This window comes from Desulfobaculum senezii (genome assembly GCF_054657395.1).
This window is the reverse complement of record NZ_BAAHYU010000003.1, coordinates 911486-926775: the sequence shown is the minus strand read 5'-3', so window position 1 is coordinate 926775 and position 15290 is coordinate 911486. Positions and strand designations below refer to the sequence as shown.

Sequence of the window (15290 nt, the reverse complement as noted above, 5' to 3'; positions counted from 1 at the left end):
CGGCCTTTTCACACCCCGCCGCCCATACCGCGAGAGGCGGCGGAGACGGCAATATCGCGCGCCACGGCCATCATGCGGATGATGAGCGGTACAATCACACAGCGTACAAGGTCGCGCCAGTTGAGAGGATTGGCGAGGTGCTTTGGCGTAATGCGCGCCCCGCGCAGGACTTGATGCAGATAAATACTCTTGGTCTCGCGCATGACCAGCGGCACAAAACGCAGGGACGTGAAAAGGACGAAGGACAGCCGCTCCGGCAGCACGCCGCGAAGCCCTCGCATAAGCTGTTCCGGACGCGTGGTGCGCTGTAGGAGCAGTGTCGGCAGCAGGGCAAAGGCCAGTTGCAGGCTGACCACCACCGCGCGCGAGGCCGCCACCTCCGGCGCAAAGCGCAACAGGTACAGCCCGAGCACCACAGGGAACTGGAGCAGCAGCGGGCGCACGTCGCGCCACACATCGCGCAGGCGAAACCCCGCAACGTGGTACGCCGCCACATGCACGGCGCCAAGGACGCCAACGCTCAGCCCGTCGCGGGCAAACAGGGCGCAGGTGGACAGCGCCAAGGCCGCAAGGAGCTTCACGCCCGGCGGGCAGGCGTGCACCGGGGAGTCGCCCGGCGTATACTGCCCGGGGTAGCCGTCGGCCATATCGAACAATCTAGACCGCATGGCACCGCCCCCCGCGCATCACATAATGCTCATCGGCCCAGCCGGGGCAACGCGGGTCGTGCGAAACCATCACCACCGCCGCGCCTGTCGCGCGCACGTAGTCGTCCAGCAGGTGCAAAACAGTAGCCCGCACCCCTTCGGCAAGGCCGGTAAACGGTTCATCAAGCAGCACCACGCGCGGCCCCGCCGCAAGCACCGACGCCAGCGCCACAAGGTGCTTCTGCCCAAAGCTCAAGGCCAGCGGCGCGTCCGGGGCCAAGTGCTCCAGCCCCACCGACCGCAGCACGGCGCGGGCCTGCTCCTGCACGGCGGCGCGGTCCCTGCCAAGGCGGCGCAGGGAAAAGCCCACCTCATCCAGCACCGTATCCTCAAAAAGCTGTTGCTCCGGGTTCTGCCCAAGGTACCCCACCAGCCCGCACAGGGCCGCCGGGCGCGGGGCCTCCAGCCCGCAAATGCGCACCGACCCGGCGCGCGGCGTGAGTGCGCCTACAAGGCAGGCCAACAGCGTCGATTTGCCCCCGCCATTGTCACCGCTGACCAGCACCTTGCGACCGGGACGGACCGCCAAATCCACCCCGCGCAAAATCTCCGGGCGCGCGCTATAGCCGGTTTCCAGTGCGCTGACGGCCACCACGGGGTCATTGCCGCTCTCCCCGCGCGCTGTGGCAGGAAAGCCCCCGCACGCACACGGAGCGTCATCAGCGGGAAAATCCACACGGCGGGTGGCAAGACCGTCCAGCCAGCCCGGCACATGTTCGCTCACCACCACAGCGCCGCCACGCGCCATAACGCTCCTGACGATATCCGTCAGGCGCTCTCGCCCGGCGGGGTCCAGCTGGGTGAACGGTTCATCCAAGAGGAGCAGGTTCGGACGCAGGGCCAGCGTGGCCGCAAGGGCAAGGCGGTGCTTCTGCCCCATGGACAGCGCCTCCACAGGCCGCTCGGCGCAGGCGGCTAGGCCCACGGCCTCAAGGGCGGCCATGGCGTCGGCCGACGCCTCAGCGGCGCTTCGGCCCATGTTGCGAGGGCCAAAGGCGGCCTCCTCCTGCACCGTGGCGCATAGAAGCTGCGTTTCAGGATTCTGGAGCACGATTCCCGTCCGGCCCGGAGCCGTATTCTGCTCCGGAGCGGACGGAAAGCGCCTCATCTCGCCGCAGACGCGGCCGGACTCCATCAGTCCGGCCGCCGCCAGCAAAAAGGTGGTTTTGCCGCACCCGGACGGCCCACACAGCAAAACGCACTCCCCCGACTTCACCGAAAAGTCAGGAAGGCGCCCTGCCTTGCCGCCACCGTGCGGCAAGAGGTGCGCGTAGCCGCGCACCTCCAGCACAGTCCGCTGCCCGCTCATCGCGGGGCTGCGGTTAGAAGTTCCATGTCACTCCCGTATAGACCTGACGGCCGGGACGCGGCAGGGCGTAGCCCTCCTCGTAATCCTCATCAAAGAGGTTGTCCGCACCGGCAAAGACCTCAAGGGTATTGTCCATGAAGCCCTTGGACACGCGCAGGTCCACCACGTTGTAGATGTTCATGGCCGTCTTTTCCGTTGCGTCGCCATTGAAGGCCCAGCTCCGGCCCACGTACATCCACGAGGCATAGACCGAGAAGTCCATGGGCAGATCGTACCAGCCCTCCACCGTCACCTTGTGCTCGGGGCGGTGCTGAAGCTCGTCCAACGCGGCCTCGTCGGAGCGGTTTTCCGCGTCGAGGTAGGTGTAGGCCGCACGCAGACGCAGATTCTCGATGGTGGTATTTTCGCCAGCGACCTCCACGCCCGTAAAGCGGTACTTGTCGTTGTTCTCGTAGATATCGGCCGTGCCGACCTTTTCGATGAAGTCTTCGGCGTCGATGCGGAACAGGCTGAGGCTCAGGTCCGTCTGGATGGCCGGGATGGCCTGATCCACACCAACCTCGTAGTGCATGGTGCTTTCCGCGTCGAGGTCGCTGTTGCCGGAGTCCACGTCGTACAGCTGCTTCACGGAAGGAAAGCGCACCTTGCGCGACACGGAGGCGCGCAGGGAGGTGGTGTCGAAGAGGTCATAATGCGTGCCGACAAGCCAGCTCCAGTCGTCGGAGTCCGTCTCGTCGGAGCGGTTTTGCCCATGCATGCCCGCGCCCAGCACCACGCCAAAGCGGTCAAAGGGGCTGACCTCGTATTCCAGCGCGGCGTTCCAGTACCCCACGGCGCGGTCGTCTTCGGTGACGGTCTTTTTGGAGGCGTCATCAGGACGCTCCGTCAGGGTGGTATCCCACGACGTCCGCTCCGCCGACAGCGCCGCCGTCAGCGCGCCGGGCGCGCCAAAGTCGTACCGCGCCTGCACAGCGCCGCCAACACGCTTGGTCTCGGACTCCGCATCGTAGGCCTTTTTGCCTGCCTGCGTGTCGTAATCCGAATCATCGTAGCGTTTTTCCAGCTCAGACAGCATATTGGCATACACCCAGCCCTTGACGGTGAGGGGCATATCAAACTCATGCGTCACCCCAAGCTGTGCGCCAAAGCCCTCGGAATCGTCCATGCGCTCGAACTTCGCCTTTTTGGCAAAATCGCCACTGGCGTCGGCGACATTGGGCTTGCCATAGGAGCCTTGATGCATGTTGAGGGCGAGGCCGATGGAAGTGCCCTCTTCCGGGGTGATGACGGTGTTCACAAACATGGTGCGGCGGCTGCGGTCGGAGTTCTCGCGCCTGCCGCCGTCTTCCAGCGACTCGTCCGTGGCGTCGAAGGAATCCGACGTGTTGTAGCCATCGCGGTCATAGATACTGCCGGAGGCGAACACGCTCACGTTGTCATTGCTGCCGCCAAAGGTGGCCTGCCCGTAGCGCTCGTTGCCATCGCCGATGCGGGCGGTCACGCTGCCCTCGGCGTCTTTCCCGCCGCGCTTGGTGATGATGTTGATAACGCCAGCATTGCCACCGGAGCCATACAACACGGAGCTTGCGCCCTTGGTCACCTTGATGCGGGCAATGTTCTCCACCGGAACAAAGCCGGGGTCGAACTGATTGTCAAAGGTGGAGTTCATGGGCACGCCGTTCAGCAGCAGGATGACCTGCCGCGTACGCATGCCGCGCATATCAACGCGCGCCGCGCCATCGGTGCTGGTACGGATGTAGACCCCCGGCAACAGGCGCATGGCTCCGGTGAGGGACGTCACGCCCGCGGCCTTGATTTCCTGCGCGGTCACTTCGCTGACGTTGGTAACCTTTTCCACGCCAGTGGGTCCCTTGGCGCTGACGACAACCTCGCCCAGTTCAAAGACCGGCGTGTCGGCATCATCTGCGGCAAAGGCGGCAGGACACCACGCCAGCAGCGCGCACAACCCAGCGCACAGCACAGCTCTTCTTACGCTCATCTGTCCTCTCCCTCTTCTGGTCCGGTTCCCAATAGGCAGGCGGCACCCCAGACCACGTACAAAGACGTCCGCCCGCACAACTCCCCGGCATGATCACAAAAACCACACCGTCCGAACTGACTGTGCTACTGATTCAAGATCATAATCGTCAATATTTCTCACAGGTTTCAGTAAGATAAACCTCTACAAACCAAAACAGACCATTTGTGACAGCGCGCCGACAGTTCCGTGTGCCCTGCGGGAAGAGTGGCCCCGGCCTGTTGTGCACTGCCCCCATGATGCGGTACACCTTGCCCATTCATTTCATGCTCATACAGCCACAGAGGAGGCTCCTCCATGTCTCAAACCGTACTCATCACCGGCGCCACTGCCGGATTTGGCCTTGCCACAGCCCGACGCTTTGCCGCAGAGGGCTGGACGGTGGTCATCACCGGCCGCCGCAAGTCCCGCCTTGACGCCATTGTGGACGAACTGGCCCCGGCCAAGGTTCACCCCCTGCAGTTCGACGTGCGCGACAGCGAAGCCATTGAAGAGGCCCTGTCCTCCCTGCCTGAGGAGTTCAAAAACATCGACCTGCTGGTGAACAATGCCGGTCTGGCCCTTGGTCTGGAGCCCGCGCAGGAATGCCGCTTCAGCGACTGGGAAACCATGGTCGACACCAACATCAAGGGCCTGTTGTACATGACCCGCCTCATCGCGCCGGGCATGATTCAGCGCGGACGCGGCCACGTTGTGAACCTTGGTTCCATCGCGGGCACCTACCCCTACCCGGGCGGCAACGTCTACGGCGCCACCAAAGCCTTCGTGAAGCAGTTCTCCCGCAACCTGCGGGCGGACCTGCTTGGCACGCCCGTCCGCGTCACCAACATTGAGCCGGGGCTGGCGGAGAGCGAGTTCTCCGTGGTCCGCTTCAAGGGCGACGCGGAAAAGGCCGCCAAGGTCTACGAAAATGTCTCCCCCCTCACCCCGGAGGACATTGCGGAGAGCATCTTCTGGGCGGCCAGCCAGCCCGCGCACGTCAACATCAACTCCATTGAGCTGATGCCCGTGCAGCAGGCCTTTGCCCCGCTGGCGGTCCACCGCGGCGACAGCTAACCCACGCCATACACGCAAAAAAAGGCCCGCACCGGATGCATCCGGTGCGGGCCTTGTCATATGACTTGCTGGAGCAGGATTACGGCGCGGGCGTCGCCTCCTGCTGCACAAAGGTCACCCGCCGCACGTCGCGCGCGGCAAGGCGGAGCATGCCCCACTTGGTGCGGCCATAAAAGTTCACCCCCGGCTCCACGCGCACCTTGCGGGTACTGCCGTCGCGGTAGGTGACCACGGCGGCAAGGGTCGGCTCATCATACTGGAACTCCACACTGCGGATGGCGGCAAAGTCAATGCTGACCTCGGCCTTGCCAAGGGTGACCGGCACCAGCGTCAGCCCTTCCACGGAGAATTGGCGCACGGTGTAGGACGTATCCTCGGCGTCCACCACCTCGGCAGTGAACAGCCGGTCCGGCTCAGGCACCTTGGTCACTTTTACGGACTGGCCCATGCTGCCCATTCCAAGACAGACAAGGCTCACCAAGGCCAACACGCTCACAATCGCCATTCTCCGGGTGCGTCCCATGCTCAGCCGTCCTTGTGGTTATTCTCCGGTGCAGGATTTGATAATGGTGAAGCCGAGTTCCTTGCGCATATCCTCAAGGAAGGTTAGCGCCTCGCGCTCCTGCCCTTTGGTGTACACAAACTGCGCCACAGCGCTGTACCTGTCCACTGTACTCAAATAGGCCAAATTGTCATACCCCTCCAGAATAAACTTGAGGTACGCCATATCCGCCGGATTCATGCGTAAATACACGCGGCGCGAGCGCGCGGGGCGGATTGCCGCCTCCGCGTAGGCGCGGCTTTTGGCCTTTCCTATACGTCGTTTTCTCACAAAACCTCACAGCCGTCTTCGGTGACCAGCACCATGTGTTCCCAGCGGATGCCGCCCCACTCGGGGTAATACAGCCCCGGCTCCGCCGTAACCACCATACCAGGGCGGAATTCGCCCTCGCTTCGCGGCCCGACGCCGGGCTGTTCGTGCGTCTCCAGCCCCACGCCATGGCCGAGGGAATGCGTAAAATGCTTCTCCGCGCCATACTTTGCAAACACGTCCACAGCGGCATCGTACGCCGCGCGGATAGGCACGCCGGGACGAATGACCTTGATGGCCGCGGCCTGCGCCTCGCGCGTTCTGTCGAGGGCGTAGCGGAAGGCGTCCGTTGGCGCGTCTCCCACCCAAAAGGTGCGGGTCTGGTCGGAGCAATAGTCATCCACACGGCACCCCTTGTCGATGAGCACCGGGCAGTTTTCCGTGATGGTGTCCGCGCCGGGGATGGCGTGCGGCAGTGCGCCATTGGGACCAACGGCAGCGATGGTGGCAAAGGCCAGCTCGCTTGCGCCCTGCTCGCGGTAGCGCTTTTCAATCTCCCACGCCAACTGGGCTTCGGTGAGGCCGGGGCGCAATACGTCGCGCTCCACCTGCTCAAAGACCTTGTGGTTCAGGGCGCAGGCGGCGCGCATGGCGGCGATTTCCCGCTCGTCCTTCACAAGGCGCAGCTTCTCCACCATGCCCGTGGTGGGCATCAGGCTCACGTGGCCGGACAGGTCCTTCCAAAAGCGGTAGCTGAAGCTCGTGCTCTCGAACCCCACAGGCCCGGTGCATTGGTCGCGCAAAAACGCACCGATGCTGTCGTGCCGGGGGGCCTTGTAGATAAACACACGCTCCGGGTTCCACAGCCGCGCCGCGGCGTCCACAAAGCGCGAGTCCGTCAACAGCCAGTCCTCGCCGGAGCGGGTCACCAGCACCATGCCCGACGACTCGTTGCACTGCGGGTCGTGCAGTTCAAAGCCGCTCAGGTAGTATCTGTTGGCCGCAAAGGAGATGAGCACCGCATCAAGGCCATGCTCCACAAGCTTCATGCGCAGTCTGTTCCGGCGCGAGGCGAAAATGTCTGAAGTCATCAGTCGTCCTTTCCGTTGTCTGGTCAATGTGACGGGGAGCACGCTCCGGGATATCTTGTGCCGATACAGCGATGCGGAGCGCGAAAACACGCCGCGCCAACGCGGAGCCACGCTCCACGGGCGACCGCCTGCCCAGCGCGCCAAGCAGGCGCCCAATTATGCAACAGCGGCCTTCGGCCACGTGGTGGCAAGCCGGGCCACCTCCACGCCGTCCTCCTCGCGCACAAGGCTGTGCAGCACCCTGCCGTCCACACGCCCGGCGTGGGAAAGGAGCATCTGCCCCGCTCCGGCCTCGGCGCGGAAGGTGATGTCACAGGTCAGCGGACGCGCGGGCAGGTCCTCCGGGCGGGCCTCCATAGCCCACTCCACATAGTGAACATTGTTCACATGGCCGTTGCTGTCGAGGTCGCTGCGCCGCGTCAGGATGCGGGCCGTGCGCTGCGTGGCGCCGTCCCCAAGGCGGGGGACCTTGCCTGCGGGCAATTCCACACTGTGGTCCGGCGTATCCGGATAGGCGGCGGCCACGATGGCCGGTATGGGCGCAATGCGGCGGCTGGCAACATCAATGGTCACCCACACACTGGTGGCGACGCCAAGGCGCTCGCCATCGCGCCCGGTGAGCACAAAATCGCGCCGCGCACGGGTACGCGTGAGGGACGCAGGCCATGTGGTCACAGTAACCGGCTCGCCAATGGCGGGGTAGCGGTCCATGGCGATATACTCGCGCACCAGCACCCACGCCACCCCCTCGGCGGCCAGCACGTCGTTATGAAAGCCAAGGTCTGCGGCGTGCCCCGCCGCGCTGTTCTGCAAAAAATCCGCAACGGCGGCAATATCGCATATGTCGTCCACCCCGGCGTCGGCAATGCGCACGCAAAAGGGCATGTGCCCACGCGCCGGGGCTGTTTGCAATTCGTCCACTCAGTCCTCCGCTTTCGCCGGATTTGGCTTGGGCGCTCTGTGCACGGCGCGCACCACCTTGGCGGCAAAGGCCGCCGCGCCGAAGCCGTTGTCGATATTCATGACGGAAACGCCGGGGGAGCAGGAGTTGAGCATAGCCATCAGTGACGACACGCCGCCCATCTGATTCTCCCGGCCCGATGTGCTGGGTACCGCAACAATGGGCGGGGACACAAGTCCGGCAAGCACGCTGGGCAGTGCGCCGTCCATTCCGGCCACCACAATGAGCACCGCCGCACTCGACAAGGCCTCCAGATGCGGCGTCAGCCGGTGCACGCCCGCCACGCCAACATCCGTCACCAGCCCGCAGTCCAGCCCAAAGAAGCGCGCCGCGCCGTAGGCCTCCAGCGCCACGCCCATATCCGAGGCCCCAGCCGTCACCACGCACACCTCGCCCCGCTGCGGATACGGTCCCTCAAGGCCCAAATCCGCACCAAGAATAAACATTCCGGACTGTTCATGGTAGATTCCACTAGGCAGACGCTCGCCGAGCGCGTAGCCTTTTTCCGGCGCCACACGGGTGGCTAGCGCAGGTTGGCCTGCATCCTGCAACCCACGAAGACAGGTTTCCAGTTGCGCCAAAGTTTTGCCAGGGCCGAAGACCACTTCGCCAACCCCGGTCCGGGCAAGGCGGTGCGGATCAAGGGTAACGCCGCCCGCCAGCTCCGCGATGGGCATGGCCGTAAAGCGCTCCAGCGCTGCATCGGGCGACAGGCCCCCTTCTGCTATCTGCGCAAAAAGGGCCAGCAGATCGGAACCGTTCATGGGTTCTCCTTTTTTGACCGTGTGTCCTTGTTTTTGACGAGAGGCCGGCACCAACGCCGAGGGTGCGGCCCCTTCCCGCCATCAGACCGCCGCCGCGGCGGGAAGACACGTCCTCCTGGCGGCCAAACGATTGAAAATACTCGGCGGAAAGGATATTGACTTGTCTCATGTCGGGCAAGACCATACTTTTTCTGTCTAAACCCCAGTCCGTGACGGAGCTGTTTCCTGCCTTTAAGGAAGCAGGCATCACCGCGGGACTGGCCGAGAACCTTTCCGGCGCTCTTGACTTTATCGCCAAGAGTGGGCCGTGCGTTGTGTTTTCCGCCAGCACGCTGCCGGGCTACAAGGTCGACGACCTGCTGAGCCACGCAGCCACTGTGGCGGACTTTCCGCCCGTCATCGTTTTTACCGAGCGCGGCTCCGCATCCGAAGCGCGGCGCATCCTTGAGCTTGGCGCGCGCGACTACTGGCTGGAGCCCCTCATCTGGGAAAAAATCCGCGCCGTTCTGCCGCAGTCCAACGGCTCAAAGCCTGCCCCGCAGGCCGCAGAAGCGCCCGCCGCTTCCGCCAGCGGGTCCGGGTCCGGCGTCACCATTATTGGCCGCCACCCCGTCATGCGCCGCGTGCTGGCCCTTGCCGCGCAGGTTGCGCCGTCCAAGGCGTCCGTCCTTATCTCCGGCGAATCCGGCACTGGTAAGGAAATGTTCGCCCGCTTTCTGCACCACAAGAGCAAGCGCGACGGCGGCCCCTTTGTAGCCATCAACTGCGCGGCCCTGCCCGAGCACCTGCTGGAAAGCGAACTCTTCGGCCATGAAAAGGGCGCGTTTACCGGCGCAATCAGCCGCAAGCTCGGCAAGTTCGAGCTCGCCAGCGGCGGCACCATCCTCCTTGATGAAATCACCGAGATGGACCTCGGCCTGCAGGCCAAGCTGCTGCGCGTATTGCAGGAAGGCGAAATCGACCGCGTTGGCGGCTCGGACACCGTGAAGGTGGACGTTCGCGTGCTGGCCACCACCAACCGCGACATTGAGGAAAGCGTCAAGGAAAAGACCTTCCGCCAAGACCTCTTCTTCCGCCTGAACGTCATCCCCTTGCGCCTGCCCCCGCTGCGCGAGCGCGGCGAGGACATCATCCTGCTTGCGCAGTTCTTTGTGGACCACTATACCAAAGAATACGCGCTGCCCAAGCTGGCTTTCTCCGACGAGGCGCGCCAGTGGCTGCTGTCCTACGACTGGCCGGGCAACGTGCGCGAGCTGCAAAACCTCATGGAGCGCGCCGTCCTGCTTGCCGGAGACGGGCCCATCCGCGAGGTGCACTTTCTGCTGGATTCGGACTCCTGGCCCCTGCCGGAGGACGACGTTCTCGGCGCACTGCCCGAGGATGACGTGAACGCTGGCGCTGACGACGACTCTCCGCTGGAGGACGCCCTTGGCGCGAACGATATGCGCCTGCAGGACATTGAGCGCATAGCCATCCTCAAGCGGCTGGAGCAGACCGACGGCAACCGCACGCAGGCGGCGGAGCTTCTGGGCATCTCTGTGCGCACCCTGCGCAACAAGATCTCCGAATATAAAAAACTGGGACTGACCGTTCCCTGACGCAACACACGGGGAACACGGATACCGTAACGTAAGCGCCCTCTTCGCAACGGGGCGCTTGCGGCACTTGCAAAAAGGATAGAGCTATGCAGATTCTGGCCTCTGAAATTACGGAACATCTCAAGGGCGCATCCATGATCCGGAAGATGTTCGAGGCCGGGCTGGAACTCAAGGCGAAATACGGCGAAGACGCCGTGTGCGATTTCAGCCTTGGCAACCCGGACCTTCCCGCACCGCCCGCAGTGGGGCAGGCACTCTCCGACTTGGCCGCCGACGCCGACAAGCCCTTCACCTTCGGCTATATGCCGAACTCCGGCTATCCCTTCGCGCGCAAGGCCCTTGCCGAGTATCTTTCCGGCGAACAGGGTATCGCCATCGACGCGGACGACCTCATCATCACCTGCGGCGCCGCTGGCGGCCTGAACGCCATGTTCCGCGCCGTGCTTGAGCCGGGTGACGAAGTCATCTGTCCGTCCCCCTATTTTGTGGAATACGGCTTTTATGTGGGCAACCACGGCGGCAGCCTGCGGCCCGTGCCCGCGCGCCCCGGCACCTTTGAGCTGGACATCGACGCCATAGGCGACGCCATCACGGCCAAGACCCGCGCCGTGCTCATCAACTCGCCCCACAACCCCACCGGCGTGGTTTACACCCGCGAGCAGCTGACCGAACTGGCCGCCCTGCTCACCAAAAAGACCGAGGAATACGGCCGCCCCATCTTCCTTATCGCGGACGAGCCGTACCGCTTCCTCGCCTTTGACGGGGTGGAGGTTCCCTCCATTCTGCCGCTGTACCCCTACGCCGTCACCATCAGCTCCGTCTCCAAGAATCTCTCCCTTGCCGGAGAGCGCGTGGGCTACGTTGTTCCCTCGCCCAATATGCCGGAGCTGCGCGAGTTTATCGGGGCCATCACCCTGACCAACCGCATCCTTGGCTTTGTGAATGCCCCGGCCATCGGGCAGGTGCTTATGGCCAAGGCCATCGGCTCGCAGGTGAACGTCACCGTCTACGCCGAACGCCGCAAGGCCATGACCCGCGTGCTCGACGATGCGGGCTACAACTTCGTGATGCCTAAGGGCGCGTTCTACTTCTTCCCCGAGGCGCCCGGCGGGGACGACAAGGCCTTTTGCGCCGCCCTGCAGGAAGAGCGCATCCTCGCGGTGCCCGGCTCCTGCTTCGGCTGTCCCGGCCACTTCCGCCTCACGTTCTGTGTGGGCGAGGAAGTCATCCGCCGCTCCGCCGAAGGCTTCAAAAAGGTCTACGACCGCTTCGCCCAATAGCGCAGAGCGACCACACGCCACAACAAAGCCCCCGAGCCAACGCTCCGGGGGCTTTTTCTTTTGCTCGGCCCACCTGCCGCGCGGGGGCGACGTGCCACGTCTCTCACTCATGCCGTACGCCGGGCACTCTCTGGGCAAGCAGAACGCAGGCTGGCGGCGTGGCGCAGGCGGCCCGGCCCCGCACGTTGTGCGCCTCGCCGCTCGGCCCCGGCCCCGCACATCCGTCAATCCAGTTCAAAGCTCTCGCGCCAGTCGCCATCCTCGTTCCACGCGGGTTGGCGCTCCTTCACAAAAACCATGTCGCCCATGACAAGGACGTCCATCTCCGTGCGCATAAAGCACGTATACGCGTCGTCCGGCGTACATACGATGGGTTCCCCGCGCACGTTAAAGCTCGTATTCACCACCAGCCCACAGCCCGTACGACGCCGGAAGGCATCAATCAACGCCCAATAGCGGGGATTCGTCTCCCGGTGCACCGTTTGGATGCGTGCGGAGTAATCCACATGCGTCACCGCCGGAATCGTCGAGCGCTGGACGTACAGCCGCTCGTACATGGGCATTTCCGCGTAGCCCTCCGGCAGCGGCTTTTGCACTCCCTCAGCCACCGGGGCCACCACCAGCATATATGGCGACGGTCTATCAAGGTCAAAATTCGCTTGGCGTTCCTCATCCATCACGGACGGCGCAAAGGGACGGAATCCCTCGCGGTATTTAATCTTCAGGTTCAACTTTTTCTGCATCGCCGGGTCGCGCGGGTCGCCGACGATGCTTCTGTTGCCCAGCGCGCGCGGGCCAAATTCCATGCGCCCCTGATACCACCCGACAACCTTGCCCTCGGCAATATACCCCGCCACCAATTCGCACAGCGCATCACAATCATCATGCGTTTCATACACCGCGCCAAACCGCCGCGCCGCGCGCTGTATCGCCCCGGCCTCAAACTCCGGCCCCAGATACGCCCCGCGCATGGCGTCGCCCTCCGGCGCAGGGCGCTCCTCGCCCTTCCAGATATGCCACGCGGCATAGGCCGCGCCCAGTGCGCCCCCGGCATCGCCCGCCGCAGGCTGCACCCACACATCATCAAACACGCCCTCGCGGATCAGCTTGCCATTAGCCACGCAGTTCAGCGCCACGCCGCCAGCCATCACCAAGTTGCTCTGCCCCGTCAGCTCCCGCGCCGTACGCGCCAGCCGAAAGACCGCCTCCTCCGTCACCTGCTGGATGGCCAGCGCCATGTCCATATACTCCTGCGAAATCTCCGTCTCCGGCTGGCGCGGGGCAATGCCAAACAGCCGCTGCCATTTGTCATTGCAGCACATGGTCAGGCCCGTGGCGTAATTGAAATACTCCATGTTCAGCAGCAGGGAGCCGTCCTCGCGCAGGTCCACCAGCTCATTCAGAATCCGCGCCTTCCACTCGCGCACGCGCTCGCTGCCGTCCCTGCCATACGGCGCAAGGCCCATCAGCTTATACTCGCCGCTATTCACCCGGAACCCGCAAAACGCCGTAAACGCCGAGTACAGCAGGCCCAGCGAATGCGGAAACCGCAGCTCCCGCAGCATCGTCACGTCCTTGCCCTTGCCTTCGCCAATGCTCATGGTCGCCCATTCGCCCACGCCGTCCAGCGTCAGAATCGCCGCCTCCGCAAACGGCGACGGGTAAAACGCCGACGCCGCATGCGACAGATGGTGCTCCGGAAACAGCAGCTTCACCCCATGGTCCAGCGCCGGGCCAAGCTCCTCGCGCAAGAGCCGCCGCATGAACAGCTTCTCCTTAATCCACACCGGAATCGCGGACAAAAAGCTCGTCAGCCCGCGCGGGGCAAACGCATGGTACGTCTCCAGCAAGCGCTCAAACTTCAAATACGGCTTGTCATAAAACACCACCGCATCAAGCTCATCCAGCGTCAGTCCGCCCTCGCGAAGCACATACCGCACCGCCCGCCGCGGAAAATCCGGGTCGTGCTTGCGCCGCGTAAACCGCTCCTCCTGCGCCGCCGCCACAATCACGCCGTCCTGCAACAGCACTGCGGCACTGTCATGATAAAACGCCGAGATTCCGAGTATCGCGCCCTTCATCCGTTCCTCCCAGTCTCAAGCAAAGGCGATGTGCTGGTCATGATGCAATGCGATTCGATTTTGTGAAGAGAAGAGGAAGAAAAAGGCAGAAGAGGGCCTCCGGCGGGTTAAGGAAATAATTTCCTTAACAATCCTTAGGATTTTCGGGGCGGAAGCCGCCCCGAAAATAAGGGGGTGGGCGGGCGGGGTTCTCTGCCTTTTTCTTCCCCGTTCTCTGCGCCCAAGAGGGGTTCTCACCGGTCTGCACTCGGCGGCAACGTCCCCCCCCAAGAACTCTCCCCATCCCCTCAGGCGGGAGCCGTCAGGGGTGACGGCCGCCCTTTTCAAAGGCAACCGGTCTGTGCGCACATGGGATTTTTAAGGGCCCACGGCCCTTAAACCTGCGGAGCACACTCTTCCCCTTCCTTCTTCTTTCTTCCACTTTTTGGCGTCCTTAGAACACCGTATAAATAAATGGCGCAATGGCAGTGCCGCTGGTCAAGACGATGAGCACGCCAAAGACGAGGAGCGTTAAAATAATAGGCAACAGCCAAAACTTTTTCCGAACGACTAAAAAACCCCATAAATCACGCAGAAACTCCACTTCTGCCTCCTCCCGGCTGAGGGTGAATTGGGGGCGCACGGGTGCGCCTAATACGGTCGGTCCACGTCGGCTGCGGTGAATGTGTGGTCGCGCTGGACAAAGACCGAACCGCCCCCGTCCTTCCACCGTCGCCGCAGCAGCGGGTCGCGGCCAAGGACGCGGCGAAGCAGGCCAACAGGCGTCACCAGCGCGTAATAGATAATGGTCAACAGCACCTTGGACACCACGGTGCCCAGCGCGTGCGACGCGCCAAACCACACCACGGCAACAGGCGCAAACACACGCGGGATAACCATCGTCACCACAATGCACGCCGTTGCCCCAAGCGCCCACGCCCGCACCCCGGTCACAAGGAAGGCTATCAGGCACACCAGCACCATGGCCTGCCCCGTGTCCACCGCGCGCCGCCGCGCATCCGTCACAGCCGTGGCCGCCGAATCGCTCCGGCATTGCCCAATATCGCGCATTGTCGTCCCCTCTGGAATGAAGATGTCAGTCACCCCGCAGACCTACGCACACACTTTTCCGATCATCTGAAAATAGCCGCTCCACAGCCCACACGCAAGCAAAATCCCGATTTTGCACGCGTTCTGTACGTCCATCTCAAATGACGCCCCTACATGGCTGGAGAGAAAGGAGAAGAGGGCCTCCGGCGGCTCAAGGGAATGATTCCCTTGAGAATCCCCAGGATTTTCAGGAGCGGAAGCCGCTCCTGAAAATAAGGGTGGGTGGGCGGGTTTTCTGCCTTTTCTTGCGCACGCCTGTCAGGGATTCTCACCGGTCTGCACTCGGCGACAACGCCCCCCCAAAAACCTTCCCCATCTACTCAGGCGGGAGCCGTCAGGGGTGACGACCGCCCAATCCAAGCGCACCCGGTCTGTGCGCACATGGGACTCTCAAGGGGGCACGCCCCTTGAGCCGCCGGAGGCACTTCTTCCTCTTTACGCCACCACCCTCTCCCACTCTCCCGCCACCACCGACACCACCGACGCCTCCACCACCAAACGCACA

The 15290-nt window shown here is 63.5% G+C and carries 14 protein-coding genes; 3 read left to right on the top strand and 11 right to left on the bottom strand.

The genetic code is table 11. The features are described from left to right. Nucleotides 1-8 precede the first annotated feature (8 nt). Genes ACYQ2T_RS13085 through ACYQ2T_RS13075 form a run of 3 tightly spaced genes read right to left on the bottom strand, consistent with a single transcriptional unit; the run spans nucleotide 9 to nucleotide 4015 of the window. Nucleotides 9-668 (bottom strand): energy-coupling factor transporter transmembrane component T family protein, encoded by a 660-nt coding sequence (locus ACYQ2T_RS13085; protein WP_459901146.1) that lies wholly within the window; start codon nucleotides 666-668, stop codon nucleotides 9-11. Further along, nucleotides 658-2016 (bottom strand): ABC transporter ATP-binding protein, encoded by a 1359-nt coding sequence (locus ACYQ2T_RS13080; RefSeq protein WP_459901144.1) that lies wholly within the window; start codon nucleotides 2014-2016, stop codon nucleotides 658-660. The genes ACYQ2T_RS13085 and ACYQ2T_RS13080 overlap by 11 nt, the downstream gene beginning before the upstream one ends. Nucleotides 2017-2029: 13 nt before the next feature. Beyond that, the gene (locus ACYQ2T_RS13075) at nucleotides 2030-4015 is read right to left on the bottom strand and encodes a TonB-dependent receptor plug domain-containing protein (protein WP_459901142.1); all 1986 of its coding nucleotides are present in this window, start codon (nucleotides 4013-4015) and stop codon (nucleotides 2030-2032) included. A 336-nt stretch (nucleotides 4016-4351) separates the two neighbouring features. On the opposite strand from ACYQ2T_RS13075, the gene ACYQ2T_RS13070 reads away from it, so the two are divergent. Beyond that, on the top strand, nucleotides 4352-5110 hold the full coding sequence (locus ACYQ2T_RS13070) for an SDR family oxidoreductase (protein ID WP_459901140.1): 759 nt from the start codon (nucleotides 4352-4354) through the stop codon (nucleotides 5108-5110). A 79-nt stretch (nucleotides 5111-5189) separates the two neighbouring features. Here the strand turns inward: ACYQ2T_RS13070 and ACYQ2T_RS13065 are convergent, their stop codons facing one another. The 5 genes from ACYQ2T_RS13065 to larB all read right to left on the bottom strand — a co-directional run bounded on the left by ACYQ2T_RS13065 (nucleotide 5190) and on the right by larB (nucleotide 8737). Next, the gene (locus tag ACYQ2T_RS13065; RefSeq protein ID WP_459901138.1) at nucleotides 5190-5633 is read right to left on the bottom strand and encodes a hypothetical protein; all 444 of its coding nucleotides are present in this window, start codon (nucleotides 5631-5633) and stop codon (nucleotides 5190-5192) included. Between the two features lie 18 nt (nucleotides 5634-5651). Next, the gene (locus tag ACYQ2T_RS13060; protein ID WP_459901137.1) at nucleotides 5652-5942 is read right to left on the bottom strand and encodes a DUF4911 domain-containing protein; all 291 of its coding nucleotides are present in this window, start codon (nucleotides 5940-5942) and stop codon (nucleotides 5652-5654) included. Next, nucleotides 5939-7012: a M24 family metallopeptidase gene (locus ACYQ2T_RS13055; protein ID WP_459901135.1), complete on the bottom strand. Its 1074-nt coding sequence runs from the start codon at nucleotides 7010-7012 to the stop codon at nucleotides 5939-5941. The genes ACYQ2T_RS13060 and ACYQ2T_RS13055 overlap by 4 nt, the downstream gene beginning before the upstream one ends. Nucleotides 7013-7168: 156 nt before the next feature. Further along, nucleotides 7169-7933, bottom strand: coding sequence for an acyl-[acyl-carrier-protein] thioesterase (locus ACYQ2T_RS13050; protein ID WP_459901133.1), 765 nt, complete (start codon nucleotides 7931-7933; stop codon nucleotides 7169-7171). Continuing rightward, the gene (gene larB, locus ACYQ2T_RS13045) at nucleotides 7934-8737 is read right to left on the bottom strand and encodes a nickel pincer cofactor biosynthesis protein LarB (RefSeq protein WP_459901132.1); all 804 of its coding nucleotides are present in this window, start codon (nucleotides 8735-8737) and stop codon (nucleotides 7934-7936) included. A 167-nt stretch (nucleotides 8738-8904) separates the two neighbouring features. On the opposite strand from larB, the gene ACYQ2T_RS13040 reads away from it, so the two are divergent. After that, complete coding sequence (locus ACYQ2T_RS13040) at nucleotides 8905-10335, top strand: sigma 54-interacting transcriptional regulator (protein WP_459901130.1); 1431 nt, start codon at nucleotides 8905-8907, stop codon at nucleotides 10333-10335. An 86-nt stretch (nucleotides 10336-10421) separates the two neighbouring features. Further along, nucleotides 10422-11615 carry a pyridoxal phosphate-dependent aminotransferase gene (locus ACYQ2T_RS13035; protein ID WP_459901128.1) on the top strand — a complete coding sequence of 398 codons (1194 nt, stop codon included), beginning with the start codon at nucleotides 10422-10424 and terminating at the stop codon, nucleotides 11613-11615. 224 nt (nucleotides 11616-11839) lie between these two features. Here the strand turns inward: ACYQ2T_RS13035 and ACYQ2T_RS13030 are convergent, their stop codons facing one another. The 3 genes from ACYQ2T_RS13030 to ACYQ2T_RS13020 form a co-directional block, all read right to left on the bottom strand. Then, nucleotides 11840-13696, bottom strand: coding sequence for a carbamoyltransferase family protein (locus ACYQ2T_RS13030; protein WP_459901126.1), 1857 nt, complete (start codon nucleotides 13694-13696; stop codon nucleotides 11840-11842). Nucleotides 13697-14129: 433 nt separating this feature from the next. Further along, nucleotides 14130-14279, bottom strand: a complete 150-nt coding sequence (locus ACYQ2T_RS13025) for a DUF5989 family protein (protein WP_404843370.1) — start codon at nucleotides 14277-14279, stop codon at nucleotides 14130-14132. A gap of 47 nt (nucleotides 14280-14326) precedes the next feature. Then, on the bottom strand, nucleotides 14327-14746 hold the full coding sequence (locus ACYQ2T_RS13020; protein ID WP_459901125.1) for an SxtJ family membrane protein: 420 nt from the start codon (nucleotides 14744-14746) through the stop codon (nucleotides 14327-14329). Nucleotides 14747-15290 lie beyond the last annotated feature (544 nt).

Bases quoted from the DNA above. Each gene is read 5' to 3' on its own strand.
- ACYQ2T_RS13055 (WP_459901135.1), bottom strand. From the start codon at position 7,012: ATGACTTCAGACATTTTCGCCTCGCGCCGGAACAGACTGCGCATGAAG.
- ACYQ2T_RS13035 (WP_459901128.1), top strand. From the start codon at position 10,422: ATGCAGATTCTGGCCTCTGAAATTACGGAACATCTCAAGGGCGCATCC.
- ACYQ2T_RS13080 (WP_459901144.1), bottom strand. From the start codon at position 2,016: ATGAGCGGGCAGCGGACTGTGCTGGAGGTGCGCGGCTACGCGCACCTC.
- ACYQ2T_RS13040 (WP_459901130.1), top strand. From the start codon at position 8,905: ATGTCGGGCAAGACCATACTTTTTCTGTCTAAACCCCAGTCCGTGACG.
- ACYQ2T_RS13085 (WP_459901146.1), bottom strand. From the start codon at position 668: ATGCGGTCTAGATTGTTCGATATGGCCGACGGCTACCCCGGGCAGTAT.
- ACYQ2T_RS13030 (WP_459901126.1), bottom strand. From the start codon at position 13,696: ATGAAGGGCGCGATACTCGGAATCTCGGCGTTTTATCATGACAGTGCC.
- larB (WP_459901132.1), bottom strand. From the start codon at position 8,737: ATGAACGGTTCCGATCTGCTGGCCCTTTTTGCGCAGATAGCAGAAGGG.
- ACYQ2T_RS13070 (WP_459901140.1), top strand. From the start codon at position 4,352: ATGTCTCAAACCGTACTCATCACCGGCGCCACTGCCGGATTTGGCCTT.
- ACYQ2T_RS13065 (WP_459901138.1), bottom strand. From the start codon at position 5,633: ATGGGACGCACCCGGAGAATGGCGATTGTGAGCGTGTTGGCCTTGGTG.
- ACYQ2T_RS13020 (WP_459901125.1), bottom strand. From the start codon at position 14,746: ATGCGCGATATTGGGCAATGCCGGAGCGATTCGGCGGCCACGGCTGTG.
- ACYQ2T_RS13075 (WP_459901142.1), bottom strand. From the start codon at position 4,015: ATGAGCGTAAGAAGAGCTGTGCTGTGCGCTGGGTTGTGCGCGCTGCTG.